Origin of the sequence: Algimonas arctica (assembly GCF_014652695.1) — a bacterium.
Taxonomy (GTDB): domain Bacteria; phylum Pseudomonadota; class Alphaproteobacteria; order Caulobacterales; family Maricaulaceae; genus Litorimonas; species Litorimonas arctica.
In genome coordinates this window covers 13,744-27,422 of record NZ_BMZH01000004.1, presented here as the reverse complement: position 1 = coordinate 27,422, position 13,679 = coordinate 13,744, and the positions used below count along the sequence as shown (strand labels likewise).

Here is a 13,679-nt window from a genome sequence, read left to right as displayed (position 1 = left end):
AGGGGATGTGAATCACGCAACCTGTTTCGGACCATCATCCCCGGAGAATTCGAGCGTGATTGTTTCGTTATCGCGAACTATGTTGACACTATTACTCTGATTTTTGATCAAATCGCGCAGCATACGCGCATCAATTGAGAGCGACCCATCGCCAATGTGGCCATCCTGATAGATGTAAACACTATCCCCTTCAATTTCGGCGCCAATGATTTCGAGTGTGGCGGGGACACCACTCGCGGCAATCGTGAACCACTCTTGCGTATAAAGCGCGAGCTTCGCCCGGGCTCGCAGTGAACTCAGGTCGGGTTGATCGATCATTTTTGCTTGGAACAAGGCTGATTGCGCATCCTGTAAATGGTACACGTGGATGACGCTTATTGCACCATCGGGGGTGATCCGGACGTCTGTTTCAGTCCGCGCGAGACGATGCGCCACAGCCGGGGTCGCAACCGTGAGGGCTGCGATCCCGCCAATGATGATCCGGCGTGTCGGTAAATCAGTCTTCACGGCCCAGCATCTTACGAAGCGTTTCGCGCAGGCTCGTGCGTTTGGCCTCATCATCATTGTCTGTTGGTGCGGTCTCTTCTGAATTTTCCGCAGGAGTTGATTCGGCGGGAGCCTCGGTCGTCGTGTCTGTTTCGGACCCTTCGGAGCGTTGCAGCGGAATCGAACTCTCGTCAGACGGCGCGCCTTCATCTGTCTCCTCAGTCTTCAATTCGCGCAGCATATCGGCCATCAGGCTTCTATTCGTCGAGTTTGACTTCGCGAGCGTCAGGCGATCGGACACCATGGATTGTGGATAGCCATTATTGCCATAATCCGCATCGGCTGTCTGGTGAGATGGATCGAGTTGAATGCTCTCAATGCGTTTGTCACGGACAATGAGCTTGCTGACATGTTGGCTATCACGGCGCCAAATCTCAGCCGGAACCATCAGGTCTTCGCTACTACCGTCCGCGAATTTTAGCGTCAGAGGTAACGGTGAAATCAGACCCCCAATGTTTTCGAAATCGACGAAATAGAGATATTTCCCATCTTCCATCGCGCGATCATAGGCTTTGCGTTCCCAGTCTTTCAAACCGTTTCGGAAAGATGTGAACGTATTGCGGTCGGCATTTGTGACGGTGAAGCTGTCATTTTTATTATAAAAATCATTCAGATCCTTGAACCGATCGACACGCGTTGTGCGACCTTCATCGCGGTTACGTCGCTGAACGATGTTCTCTGGATATCGCGTGAGATCTTCATCGCGAGCGATATCTTTTTCGATATCCGGATCATTCGTGCCAATTTGATATTCGCGGACATCGGTGATCGCCATATCGACATAGTCAGTGCCGAAGAACCATCCACGCCAGAACCAGTCGAGGTCAACAGCGGATGCATCTTCCATGGTACGGAAGAAATCTTCCGGTGTCGGGCGTTTGAATTTCCAGCGGTTTGCATATTCGCGGAAGGCAAAGTCGAAGGCTTCACGTCCCATCACGGTTTCACGTAACACGATCAAGGCTGCCGCTGGTTTGGCATAGGCATTTGGACCAAATTGCAGCACGGAATCAGATTGCGTCATGATCGGCACCTGAGTGGAACTGGTCATGTAGCGGGTGATTTCATCCAACGGGTTTTGCATATTGCGGCGGATTGGGAAATTTTCTTCCCACTCATATTCCGCCATATATTCCAAGAATGTATTGATGCCTTCATCCATCCACGTCCACCTGCGCTCGTCAGAGTTGACGGTCATGGGGAAATAAATGTGGCCGACTTCATGGATGATCACACCCACCAGACCGTATTTCACATTGCGAGAATAGACGATCTCTTCTGATTTTTTGTCTTTGTAGGGGCGGTATCCGTTAAACGTAATCATCGGATATTCCATCCCGCCACGTTCCCACGCATTCACGCTTTGTGCGGTCGGGTAGGGGTAGTTGAATGAAAAACGGTTATAGACATCCATCGTGTGAACGACGGCTTGGGTCGAGAATTGTGACCAAATTGGATCGGCTTCTTTAGGGAAGAAGCTCATCGCGAGGACTTGAGGATGATCCGCATCATCCTGTTCGAAAATCATCGCGTCCCAAATATACTTAGGCGAACTGGACCACGCAAAGTCGCGGACATTCTCGGCTTGGAATTTCCACGTTTTTGTACCCGTGGCGTTCGCGCTCTCATTCTTGGCTGCTTCTTCTGGTGTCACGATATAGGTGGGCTTATCAGTGCCAGCATTTGCCAGACGACGGCGCTGCGCGGCGGTGAGAACCTGACGTGGGTTTTGTAAGACGCCTGTGGCGGACACAATGTGATCTGCGGGAACAGTTAGATCGACCGTGTAGTCTCCAAATTCGAGCGTAAACTCGCCGCGCCCTAAGAACTGTTTGTTCTGCCAACCAGTATAGTCGGTGTAAGCTGCGAGGCGAGGGAACCACTGTGCCAACGCGAAAATGTAATTGTCTTCGTCTTCGAAATATTCGAACCCGCCGCGTCCGCCAACGGCGACTTCGTCGATGATATTATGCTCCCAATCGATTTGAAAGTTGAACGTCGCACCCGGTGCGAGCGGTGTCGGTAGGTCAATTCGCAACATAGAGTCATTGATGAAATAAGAAAGTTCACCGCCTGACATGTCTGCGATTTGGCTGAAATCAAACCCGTATTTACGGTCTTCCATCGCATGTTCGTAACGGAGCTGGCCAAAGCTATAGCTGTCAGATCCGCCGCCGCCTTGTCCACGGGATGAGCCCGATGCGGACGCAGTCGCACTTTCGCGCGCTAAGCTGCCATCTTTAAAACGGTTTTGGTCGAGCGCGAGCCAGATATAGTTCAGCGTGTCAGGGGAGTTATTGACATATTCTACGTCCATCTCAGCCGTGATGTGCTGTCGGCTTTCGTCAAGCGTGGCATCAATGTCGACATTCGCACGTTGTTGCCAATAGCCGGGACCGGGTGCGCCTGAGGCTGATCGGTAGATGTTTGGGGAACGGAATTCAGTTCCCATTTGCCGGAATTTCGCAACGCCGTCTGTCGCGCTGCCGGCGACACCGCGTCCAGGCCCTTCATTGGCGAATACGTCAGATGTGACACCCAAAGTCAAAACGAGAGCGCCCGCCGTCAAGGTTGCAAGCTTGAAGGCGTAGGTCAAATGGGACATTAAAGACTCCGGGCCGAACATTCTCATGTCGACGCATTAAGGTTTCATTTCCTATGTTTCATAGCGGGTTCGCGTATCGGGGGAAGGCTCTAAACTGCATTCTACATCTGAATAGAAGCTGCCTGTGGACTTTTGCGCGAATGTGCCCTGAAAATAGCGTCTGAAACCGCTTTGAGCGGATGGGCTTTTCGAAATGCGTGCCGTCCCAAAATAGTCCCTCCGCGCACGGCATTCGGATCGTAGAGGGTTTCAACTTTAGCGGCGACGGCTTGCAATGTGTTGAAACGGTCTAACGTAATCCGGCGGGCGTCGGCTAACACGGCTTTTCGCTTGCGAAATTGGTCCGACGCAATGGCTTCGCGTATGATCGTTATTGTGCGTTCGAGATCGAAAATATCGATTTGAATAACAGATTCTCTTGGAAATACAGCGGCGTATGTCGGGTCTCCAAAGTAAAACGGTAAACACCCTGCAACAAAACAGTCTGTCAATTTTTCTGTAAAGTGACCCGGTTCGACATGGTTCTCGACCGCGACGTGATAGCGATAGGGGGCCATCGCTTCGGCCTTGTCGTCCACGGGCTGAATGCCACGACCAAAGAGGTGAAGATCATCCCCAAGTCCTTCCTTCAGCGCGAGCATGAAGGAAAGACGCTGCGCATGAACCGTGTGCGCCATCGCCTTGGTTGAAGACATGGCGGAGAGGGACATCACTTTTTCGGGAGGCTGTTTCGGAACATCTAAATGTGTGCCGCCGACCATATTCCGCCCATAGAAAAACCGTAGCGGAGGGGTTTCGCGAATCTGGCTCGGGTGCCGGACGAGGCTGGGGTGTTTGGCGGTCCAGACATGGCCGAACTGGCGTAAGTAATGTGGACCATCAATGCGAATGGACGCGGGTTCCGTTGTCAGCAAAAACGTGTTGATCGGCGCGCATGCGAGACGTTCTTTGCGGTCAATCTTTTTTTCACCCAGCAAGGGGGACAAATCCTCATAGGCGACTAAAACGTCATAATCGGACGTGTCAATATCAAAGGTAAAAATGCAATTGCCAATCCTATTAGATCCCGTCGGGAGGAGCGGTCGCCACAGCGCGTCGATGACGTCCGGTTGGGTTTTGGAGACAAATTTGATGCGGATCATTTTATGATCGGATGGCGCGCTCACCAGTGCTCCGCAATCCAAGGCGTTGGCCGGACATGCTTATAGAGTTTCTTCCACGCGGCTTTCACGGGCCATTCGCCGCGCAAGGCTTCGTCTTGGTCGGGTTTACCCGTAAACGCGACGATCCGTGTCTCGGCAGGGAGGTCAGGGGCTTTGACAAAGTTCATCGGCCAGCGTGGTAGCAGCGTATGTTTGAAGGATGCGCACCATAGGGTTGGCCAGAACACCATGTCGTCGATTTCGCGCGAAATGTAGAGTTGCTCTATCCGGTAACGGGATAAAATGTCGTTAGGATTGTCTTGTAAGTCATTGAAAATATGCGTATATTTTCCGACTGGGAAACGAAATGCCGACGTATTTCCATTGCCTTGACCCATCTGCGTCCAGTTCTCAATGACGCAATATCGTCCGGGTTCAAAGTCGAACATTTCGTCCAAAGAGCCCGTGATAACGAGGTCAAGATCAAGAAATAACACGTCACCGGAGAGGTCGGCGAGCGGCGCTTGCCACAAGGTCAGTTTCCGCCACGGCGTATTAATCAAGTCTAGGGGAAGATTGATGTCGGGAATCGGGTGGCAGTGAACAGCCGCATCAATCCCCGTGACATCATCGGTCAGGCAGACAAGTCGCGTCGGGCGCGCTGTGTTTCTTTGCACAGCGGCCCACATGCGATTGACGAATTCGGGGCCATAACGTGTGCCCCATTTCATGCAGATGACGGTCTGCATAATCGTGATTAATCGTCCATTTCCGCGCGTTGCTCATCACGGAGCGCCCGGAATTCATTGCCATCATACCAATTTGGCCAGTCTGTACTATCAGCCAAATTATAGCCGAGCTCAAACAGGATTTCTGAGACTTGTTTGATCCCGGACAGATCCCAGCTATTGTCATATTCATCAGCAGGCTTGTGGTAACGGATCTCCGTATACTCTTTGCCAAAGGCTTCGCCGTAAGCGCTACCCTTAGTGACATGATCAACACCGCCATCCGCATAGAGCATCGGCACACCGCGCTTGGCGAGGCTAATGTGATCTGAGCGATAAAAATAACCGGCCGATGGGTTCTTGTCCGGTTCGATCCGCATGCCGCGCGGGGTGAGAATGTCGTTCAAGCGGTCTTCCAACTCTGAGCTACCATAACCCACGACGATAACATCTTTTGTTTCGCCGATCGGTTGGATCGCATCAATGTTGATGCCGCCAACGGTCTGTTTCAACGGAACGATTGGGTTTGCGGCGTAATAAGCGGAGCCGAGCAAGCCGCTTTCTTCCGCCGTAACGGCGACGAAGAGGGCAGATCGCTCTGGCGCGCCCGCTTCGACAAAGGCTTCACCAATTTCAATGATAGCGGCCGTACCAGTCGCATTATCGACGGCGCCGTTATAAATATGGTCTTCACCGACACCATTGTTCCCGAGATGGTCCCAGTGGCCCATATAAAGGACATATTCGTCAGGATGGACAGTGCCGCGTATGCCGCCGACAACATTGGCGCTTTCAACCGTTTTTACGGATTGATTGATGGTCGCGTTGAGTTGGAGCTCCGCCATATCAACCGCTTCAAAACCCGTGGATGCGGCGCTGACGGAGAGGGTGTTAAAGTCTAGCCCGGCAGAGGCGAACAAGGACTTGGCGATGTCTTCTGTGACCCAGCCCTCCAAGATCGCGCGGTCTGCCCCGCCGTCGGCGCGCACAACATCTAGCTGAGCTCCTGTCCAACTTCCTGAGACGACTTCCCACGGATAAGAGGCCGGAGCGGTTTGGTGGATCACGATAGCGCCCGCAGCCCCCTGACGGCCCGCTTCTTCATATTTATATGTCCAGCGACCATAATAGGTCATCGCGTCACCATTAAAGAGTGCCGCGTCCTTGGTCGCGTAGCCCGGATCATTGACGAGCATGACAACGGTTTTACCTTCAACGTCGAGGCCTTCGTAATCATTCCAGCCAAATTCTGGGGCAACGACGCCGTAGCCAACAAAAACGAGCTCACTGTCTGCCAAAGTCAAAGCGGCGTCGGTTTTCTTGCTCCAGAATATCGCTTCGTTTGTTTGTGACGCGTTCGCAGCAACGATGACATCGTCATCATGGGTGATCTGCATCATGCTATCAGCATTGAGCGTGGCTTCGGCGAGTTCAACAGTTTGGAAATAGGTGCCATTGTCGCCCATTGGGGCAAGACCAGCCGCCTTCATTTCGGCAGCAATATAATCAAGCGTCTTCTGTCCGCCCTCTGTTCCCGGTGCGCGACCCATAAAGTCGTCGGAGGACAGTGTTTCAATGCGGCGGCCTAAGTCGGTCGCTGAAATCATTGTGCCCGGGTTAAAAACAGGTTTGGACGCTGCGACGTCGGAATCAGCACAGCCAGTAAGGACAAAGGCGGCGCAGGCGCTCGCCAGAAGAACAGTTTTCGTCATTGTAGAACTCCCATTCAGTTTCACGCAGTTGCTAACGCGGCTGGACCGTTTATCAAGCCTGCAAATTCAGAGACGAGGTTCAATATGTCGATTGGTCAATGGGCGAAACAGGGAAGCGCTATGCTTGCCATTATGATTGGCGTGACAGCGTGTGCCACGCCAGCAATGCAATCGAACGTCAGCGAGACCGTTGAACAACAAATATTAGATGCAGCGCGATCCGGGTCGCAAGGTTACCTCATCGTCGAAGGGTTGACGACAGAAGTCGGCCAACGTTTGGCTGGGACAGAAGCCGAGGCGCGTGCCCGTGATTGGACTGTGGAAAAGTTTAAAGAGATCGGATTGCAAAATGTTCGGGTCGAACCATTCACAATTCCAGGCTGGGAACGCGGTGTAGAGACGGCCACAATCGTCAGTCCCTATCCCCAACAGATGGTGGTGACGGCATTAGGCGGTTCGGTAGCGACTCCCTTTGGTGGCGTAACAGCAGAAATTGCTTATTTTCCAACCTTTGAAGACCTTGTAAGCGCACCGGCAGGGGGATTGGACGGTAAAATCGTCTTCATTTCAGGCTTGATGGACAAGGCGCCTGACGGCGCAGGCTATGGTCCGGCTAATCAAAAACGAAGGTCGGGTGCGTCGGAAGCTGCGAAGCGCGGCGCAGCCGCTGTTGTGATCCGCTCGGTTGGGACCGATTCGCATCGCTTTCCCCACACGGGTCAGATGCGATACGCGCCAGACCTTCCGAAAATTCCAATTGCTGCGCTGTCTGCACCTGACGCCAATCAGCTCGAACGTATGTTTGAACGCGAACACAGCGTCACGATGGCCCTGAATATTCAACCGCGCGCGTCAGGGGATATGCCGTCTGGCAATGTGATCGGTGAGATTGTCGGAACTGAACGGCCGGACGAAATTGTCCTCATCAGTGGACATTTGGATAGTTGGGATCTTGGAACGGGCGCGATTGATGATGGCGCTGGAATCGGAATTAGTGCCGGGGCCGCGCAAGTGCTGATCGAAGCTGGACTGAAACCCAAACGGACAATTCGCGTTGTGGCTTATGGCGCTGAAGAAGTCGGGTTGCTGGGCGGGTTTGCGTATCGCGACCTTCACAAGGAAGACCTGATTAATCACGTCCTCGCGACCGAATCTGATTTCGGGTCAACGCCAGCATATGAAGTTCTTCTCGGCGTCACTGAAGGGCAAGAGGTCATTAAAGCCGCGGCTGACGCTTTGGGCCTGCCGATGGGTGAACGCGGGACAAATGGTGGACCGGACATTGGCCCCATTGCCGCGCTTGGCGTGCCGACAATGCGGTTCCAGCAAGATGGAACAGATTATTTCGATCTGCATCACACACCCGACGATACACTTGATAAAATTGATCCTGACGACATGGCCGAAAATGTCGCCGCTTTCGCTCTTATGGCGTGGCTTGCTGCCAATGCCGAAACAGACTTCCGTTCAGATACAGGTAACTAGACTATGGCTCTTCCCGATATTCTTAAACAGACGCGAATTCCCGTTATCGCGGCACCTTTGTTTATCGTGTCCGGTCCGGACCTCGTGATTGCGCAATGCAAAGCCGGTATTATTGGCAGCTTCCCTGCGTTGAATGCCCGGCCGGCTGATATGCTGGAAAAATGGATCGTCCGGATCAAGCTGGAGCTCGAAGCCTATCAGCGCGATAATCCTGACGCCATTGTCGCACCGTTTGCGGTTAATCAGATTTGTCATCCGTCGAACAATCGACTGGCGCATGATATGGAAGTTTGCGTGAAGCACGAAGTGCCGATCATCATCACGTCGCTTCAAGCCAATCAGAAAGTCTATGACGCTGCTCATTCTTATGGCGGGATCATTCTGCATGACGTCACGAACATCCGTCACACCAAAAAAGCGCTGAGCATGGGTGCAGACGGTATCATTGCCGTCTGTGCCGGCGCGGGCGGTCACGCGGGTACTTTGTCGCCTTTTGCGCTCATTCCTGAAATCCGCAAATTCTTCGATGGTCCGATCTTATGTAGCGGATCCATGAGTACAGGCGGGTCTATCGCGGGCGCAATCGGGATTGGTGCGGATATGGCCTATATGGGCACGCGCTTTATTGCGACGGATGAGGCCAATGCCGAAGCCGCCTATAAACAAGAAATTGTTGATAGCTCTGGCGCGGACATCGTCTATTCTCCACTTTTTACCGGTGTACACGGAAACTACTTGCGCGGCTCGATTGTAAAAGCGGGTATGGATCCAGACAATCTGCCAACGGCTGACAAGACGTCCATGAATTTTGGATCCGGTGGTAATACGGACAAGAAAGCTTGGAAAGATATCTGGGGCGCGGGGCAGGGCGTTGGAACGATCGACAGCTCCACGTCGGTCGCCGACGTCGTGAACACGCTGGAAACCGAATTCAAATCTGCTTTGGCGCGACTTTCCTCCCACGCCTAATCCATCCCACGCTTAATCAGTTATCAATTCATTAAGGGTTTACGGTGGCGGCATCTATCGTTTACCATTGGTACGTTAGTCCTATACGGACTTCGTGTGGGGAACTGGGAGAATGATAATGGGTCGCTGGATATTGGGCGCGATCATTCTGATGTTCGTTGGGCTTGGCTACGGTCTTATGACCGCCGAGACGCGAATGGCAGATATGCAAAGCAACATTAAAACAGATCTTGTGACGGCGGGCTATGATTGGGCCGATGTCGAAATGAGCGGCAATGAAGCACGAGTCTCCGGAACCGCGCCAAGCCTCGCTGAACAACAGAACGCGATTCAGATTGCGACTGACGCATATTGCTCGGCGTGCAAAGACAAGCATCGCTGGCATACCGTTGAAGATGCAACAAAAGTCGTTGAACTGGCGGCGTTGCCAACACAATCTCCCTATAGCTTTTCAGCGCGCAAAACTGAAAGTGGCACCGTCATCCTGAACGGTTATGTTCCTTCAGAAGAAATTCGGGGAACGATCCTTCGCAATGCCGTCGAGATTTTCGGAAACGATAACGTCGCCGATGATAGATTAATTCTCGCGAGCGGTGCGCCCGACGGACGCTGGACTGATGTCATCACCCTTTACATGCGTAACCTTGCTCAGCTCGATTCAGGTCGGCTTTTGATCGAAGACTTCGAAGGGTCTCTCCAAGGTAAATCTTCGTCTCGCGATATTCAGCAAGCGCTTTATGGTTTGATGGGTGACGGCACGTCGGAAGGGTATAATTTTGTTGGCAATGTTGCTGTGCCTCAAGTGCCTGTCCAAGTCTTTGGTCAGTCGGGTTCGCAAACGATTTGCCAAGGTCTTCTCGACGATCTTCGTAACGGGCGGAAAATAAATTTCGCATCAAGCGAAGCGGTTATCCGTGGAGATCGTAATTTCGATCTGTTGGCTGAACTGGCCAGCGCGGCCAATCAGTGCCCTAACTTCCGCATTGCTATTAATGGATATACGTCCAGTGATGGTGAAGCAGAGATGAACCAAAAGCTTTCTGAAGACCGTGCGAATGCCGTGCTGTTTTACCTAAGTGAACAAGGTGGGATTGAATTGGCCCGTCTTGCCGCGCGTGGCTTGGGATCTGATAATCCTATCGCCAGCAATGCGACCCCTGAAGGACGGGAACAAAACCGTCGAATCGAATTCATCCTGAGCAGAGCCGAATAGGAAGAACACATGGACAATTTTTTTGGATTTTTGGGGGCTTACTACCTCATACCGTCACTGATCATCGGGATGATCGGTTTTATATTGGGTTGGCTCCTGAAGCCTTCAACAAAGCGCGCCGGTGATCTGAGCGTCGAAGGTGAGGGCGCGTTAAGGGCCGAAGCCGACAGTCTTCGGGCGCGAGTTCAAGATCTTGAAAGTCGCGTCGCGGGACGTGACTCTGAAGTCTCTGATCTGAAAACTCAGCTTGCAGCGTCCCCAGTGGTCGCGGCCTCAGGAGATGTGACGACTAAGACAACAGAGGCCGATGACACTTATGCGCTGGAATGGCAAAATCGCTATCTCGCAGCCCGTGTGAAATATCTTGATAGCCGTCTGGCTGAGATGGGTGGGGCGGATGACGCCAAGCCGGTCAAAAAAGCCAAGGCGACTGCTAAGAAGGCGCCGGCCAAAAAGACTGTCGCGAAGAAAAGCACCGCTAAGCCAAAAGCTGCGGCTGCCGCCGTTGCCACAGCTGCTGCTGTAACGGCTGCCGCCCCCGCTAAGAAGGCGGCGAAGAAACCTGCTGCCGCCAAGAAGCCTGCTGCCGCCAAGAAACCCGCGGCGAAAAAGCCTGCGGCAAAGAAAACCGCGGCAGCGAAAAAGACCGCGGCTAAGCCAAAAGCAGCAACGGCGAAGGCCGCTCCTGCGAAAAAGAAGGCGGCCCCAAAGTCTGATGCGAAGCTTGATAAATACTATGAGAACGTCAAAAAGTATGATGCGCGTGCGTCCAAGACTGTCGTTGAAAACATCGTCAAATATTGCGGTGTCTCACTTCGCTCTCGCGATAGCAGCCTTGTCGCATGTTCGGATGAGACTGAGTTGCAAACGGTTGCAAAAGGTTTCGTGACGAAGAAACTCGGTGTTGAAGACGGTCAGATGGATCTGGTCAAATCTGTTTGTGAGGAAATGAAGGGGCAGCGTATGAAATCGCGCGTGACCTTCTATTACCTTGCGGCGAAAAAAGTGAAGAAGCTGGAATTGTTCAATTAGTCTATCCGCGTAAAACCACTTTTTAAAAACGATCTTAAACCCGCCCCTAGGCGGGTTTTTTTATATCTGGCCAAAGACTGATCCTCGGTCTGAAAAGCGCCGTCATGTTTATAGCATGACAAATCAAACAAATTGGCGTTGGCCTGATTTTAGTCGTGTTGAGATGTCCTGTCGCCATTGTGAGCAGGCCTATCATTGGCCAGCGTTCATGGATGCGTTGCAGGCCGCCCGTGATCAGATTGGGCGACCGTTTCACATCCTCTCCGCCCACCGTTGCAGCTTGCATAATGCCCGTGTCGGGGGTGCGTCGAGGTCCCAACATCTTCGTCTTGCCGTTGATATCGCCCTACGGGACCATGATCCGGGCGCTTTATACATGTCCCTCAGTGAGGCGGGATTTACGGGTTTTGGTTTCTACACCACCTTCATACACGCTGACATGGGTCCGGTGCGGCAATGGTTCGGCACACGCAAAGCGAGGACGCTATGGCAACAGGATTAGCCACTCTCTCACTCGATGCCGCCGCGAGCGGACTGTTCGGTCTTATTGGGACAGGATTGGGACGTATTGCAGGGTTTTTTGAGCGTAAGCAGACCTTCAATCAAGAACAGGCGCGCTGGTCGCATGAGCTAAAATTGCATGAGCTGACGATGCAGGCCAATGCACAAGAAACTGAAGCTGAGCTGGCGCTCATTGCACAGTCTGGCAGTTGGAAAGGGCTCGAAGCGTCAATTCTGGCGGAGGCTGCGATTGGTGAAGGAAGCCGCTGGGTGGTCAATACGCTTCGGCTCGTTCGCCCTGTACTCACGCTTTTGCTATGGTTGATCACCGCTTTCATCTTTGCGCAAACGGGCGATGGCAGCGTCATCGACGCGGCGGTTTTTGCGGCGACAGCGGCGACCTTGTGGTGGTTTGGTGATCGCGCGCCTAAGCCCCCGGCACGACCGTCTGCGGAATAGGGCGAGTGGGACTATGATCCGAAATGTCGAGTGCCACGGATTGCAAAGCTGTGGCGAGGATGGCGGTCGCGATGAACAGCATGGTCCATGTATAAACCCAGCCAACGCCGTAAGCCGTCAGTAAAGATTTAAACCAGCCCCGGCGGAATGCCCGTTTAACGGAGCAAGGTAAATACACGAGCAATATCACGGTGTACCAAACGATGAGATATGAGATCGCGGTGTATTGCGACAGAAGAATGAATATGAACAGCAGCAAGAATGAGAACGCATGCACATAGGCCGCATGAACGAGATGGTCATAGAGCATGGCTGTTTCTCGGCCGCGAATAAAGATCGCGCCCATGAACATCGCAAACGGCATCATGAAAAACATTGCCCATTTCAGCTTCGTGTTCAGTTGATTGTTGACGACTGCTGGGTTGCGAAGGATGCGAGCGTACAGATCCGACATGCCCTGCCCATCAAGCGTGATAATCTCTCCATTTGTGCCCGGGAAAGATAGGGTTCGGCCACTATCATCCGGGGTCGTTTCGTCGCCCACAGGGGGCTCTGTTTGAGGGGCGTCCGTTGTTTCAGTCGCTGTTTGGGCCTCTGCTTTTGCCAGAGTTTGCATCAGCCCTTTGCGCGTTGCGGCTAAGGCTTCCATTGTAATCTCCGAGTCCGTCTGCTCAATTTGCAAAGTGAGGTCGTCGATGGCGGCACGCAGCGATTCTGGCGTACGGTTTTGGCCGATGTTGAGATTAAACCCGTCACTGATCAACGCCACCCGGTCAGATGGGGGCGTTTTCAGTTTTGATTCTCGGACAAAAAATAAGAGACGCTGATTATATTTTTCTTCGTCAACCTCGAAATTAATGCCCTGTTTGGACCGTGCGTCGCCAGACTCAATATCGCCGAGGACGATGATTTGTGTGCCTGACAGGGCGATGTAACCAAACAAGACGAGTGACGTCGCGAGAAAGAGACGGATGGGAGAAGTCCACCTCTGCCGTGCGCCATCCGCATATTCGCGGGCCATTTGCCCCGGTTTGAAGACTAGACTGGACAAGCTGGCCCAAATACGGCCTTCAAATGCCGTTAAGTTTTGGAACAGTTCAGACCCAAGCGACCAGACAGAGCGGCGATAATTGTCGTTCTTATTCCCGCACGCATAGCAGTAGAGGCCCGTCATAGGCTCTTCGCAGGAGAAACAGGTCAGGGATTGGTTCGCGTTCGGAACATTATCAGCATCAAGCAAACCCGAGTCGTTCGCCGATAGTTCATCCATTATGCATTGTTCTTCGC

General features: G+C 52.7%; 12 protein-coding genes. 6 read left to right on the top strand and 6 right to left on the bottom strand.

Going from position 1 to position 13,679, the window contains the following annotated elements; genetic code table 11:
- Window positions 1-12: 12 nt before the first annotated feature.
- The 5 genes from IE105_RS05940 to IE105_RS05920 all read right to left on the bottom strand — a co-directional run bounded on the left by IE105_RS05940 (window position 13) and on the right by IE105_RS05920 (window position 6,733).
- A complete protein-coding gene (locus IE105_RS05940; protein WP_189496435.1) occupies window positions 13-507 on the bottom strand; it encodes a DUF6702 family protein in 495 nt (164 codons plus the stop codon).
- A complete protein-coding gene (locus IE105_RS05935) occupies window positions 497-3,151 on the bottom strand; it encodes a M1 family metallopeptidase (protein ID WP_189496433.1) in 2,655 nt (884 codons plus the stop codon). Before IE105_RS05935 ends, IE105_RS05940 begins: the two co-directional genes overlap by 11 nt.
- 101 nt (window positions 3,152-3,252) lie before the next feature.
- Window positions 3,253-4,317, bottom strand: coding sequence for a glycosyltransferase family 10 domain-containing protein (locus tag IE105_RS05930; RefSeq protein ID WP_189496431.1), 1,065 nt, complete (start codon window positions 4,315-4,317; stop codon window positions 3,253-3,255).
- Complete coding sequence (locus IE105_RS05925) at window positions 4,314-5,042, bottom strand: hypothetical protein (protein WP_189496429.1); 729 nt, start codon at window positions 5,040-5,042, stop codon at window positions 4,314-4,316. The genes IE105_RS05930 and IE105_RS05925 overlap by 4 nt, the downstream gene beginning before the upstream one ends.
- Window positions 5,043-5,050: 8 nt before the next feature.
- A complete protein-coding gene (locus IE105_RS05920) occupies window positions 5,051-6,733 on the bottom strand; it encodes a M28 family metallopeptidase (protein WP_189496427.1) in 1,683 nt (560 codons plus the stop codon).
- A 120-nt stretch (window positions 6,734-6,853) separates the two neighbouring features.
- Between IE105_RS05920 and IE105_RS05915 the strand changes: the two genes are divergently transcribed.
- The 6 genes from IE105_RS05915 (at window position 6,854) to IE105_RS05890 (ending at window position 12,392) form a co-directional block, all read left to right on the top strand.
- Window positions 6,854-8,218 (top strand): M28 family peptidase, encoded by a 1,365-nt coding sequence (locus IE105_RS05915; RefSeq protein WP_233354009.1) that lies wholly within the window; start codon window positions 6,854-6,856, stop codon window positions 8,216-8,218.
- Between the two features lie 3 nt (window positions 8,219-8,221).
- On the top strand, window positions 8,222-9,187 hold the full coding sequence (locus IE105_RS05910; protein ID WP_189496423.1) for an NAD(P)H-dependent flavin oxidoreductase: 966 nt from the start codon (window positions 8,222-8,224) through the stop codon (window positions 9,185-9,187).
- 118 nt (window positions 9,188-9,305) lie between these two features.
- Window positions 9,306-10,400 (top strand): OmpA family protein, encoded by a 1,095-nt coding sequence (locus IE105_RS05905; protein ID WP_189496421.1) that lies wholly within the window; start codon window positions 9,306-9,308, stop codon window positions 10,398-10,400.
- Between the two features lie 9 nt (window positions 10,401-10,409).
- A complete protein-coding gene (locus IE105_RS15380; protein ID WP_233354008.1) occupies window positions 10,410-11,432 on the top strand; it encodes a DUF2853 family protein in 1,023 nt (340 codons plus the stop codon).
- Between the two features lie 115 nt (window positions 11,433-11,547).
- Window positions 11,548-11,934: a YcbK family protein gene (locus IE105_RS05895; RefSeq protein ID WP_189496419.1), complete on the top strand. Its 387-nt coding sequence runs from the start codon at window positions 11,548-11,550 to the stop codon at window positions 11,932-11,934.
- Window positions 11,919-12,392 (top strand): hypothetical protein, encoded by a 474-nt coding sequence (locus tag IE105_RS05890; RefSeq protein WP_189496417.1) that lies wholly within the window; start codon window positions 11,919-11,921, stop codon window positions 12,390-12,392. The genes IE105_RS05895 and IE105_RS05890 overlap by 16 nt, the downstream gene beginning before the upstream one ends.
- Here the strand turns inward: IE105_RS05890 and IE105_RS05885 are convergent.
- The gene (locus IE105_RS05885; protein WP_189496415.1) at window positions 12,361-13,662 is read right to left on the bottom strand and encodes a DUF3667 domain-containing protein; all 1,302 of its coding nucleotides are present in this window, start codon (window positions 13,660-13,662) and stop codon (window positions 12,361-12,363) included. The genes IE105_RS05890 and IE105_RS05885 overlap by 32 nt on opposite strands.
- Between the last annotated feature and the right edge of the window lie 17 nt (window positions 13,663-13,679).

Coding starts and splice junctions, on each gene's coding strand:
- IE105_RS05935 (WP_189496433.1), bottom strand. CDS start 3,151: ATGTCCCATTTGACCTACGCCTTCAAGCTTGCAACCTTGACGGCGGGC.
- IE105_RS05925 (WP_189496429.1), bottom strand. CDS start 5,042: ATGCAGACCGTCATCTGCATGAAATGGGGCACACGTTATGGCCCCGAA.
- IE105_RS05920 (WP_189496427.1), bottom strand. CDS start 6,733: ATGACGAAAACTGTTCTTCTGGCGAGCGCCTGCGCCGCCTTTGTCCTT.
- IE105_RS05915 (WP_233354009.1), top strand. CDS start 6,854: ATGCTTGCCATTATGATTGGCGTGACAGCGTGTGCCACGCCAGCAATG.
- IE105_RS05910 (WP_189496423.1), top strand. CDS start 8,222: ATGGCTCTTCCCGATATTCTTAAACAGACGCGAATTCCCGTTATCGCG.
- IE105_RS05905 (WP_189496421.1), top strand. CDS start 9,306: ATGGGTCGCTGGATATTGGGCGCGATCATTCTGATGTTCGTTGGGCTT.
- IE105_RS15380 (WP_233354008.1), top strand. CDS start 10,410: ATGGACAATTTTTTTGGATTTTTGGGGGCTTACTACCTCATACCGTCA.
- IE105_RS05895 (WP_189496419.1), top strand. CDS start 11,548: ATGACAAATCAAACAAATTGGCGTTGGCCTGATTTTAGTCGTGTTGAG.
- IE105_RS05890 (WP_189496417.1), top strand. CDS start 11,919: ATGGCAACAGGATTAGCCACTCTCTCACTCGATGCCGCCGCGAGCGGA.
- IE105_RS05885 (WP_189496415.1), bottom strand. CDS start 13,662: ATGGATGAACTATCGGCGAACGACTCGGGTTTGCTTGATGCTGATAAT.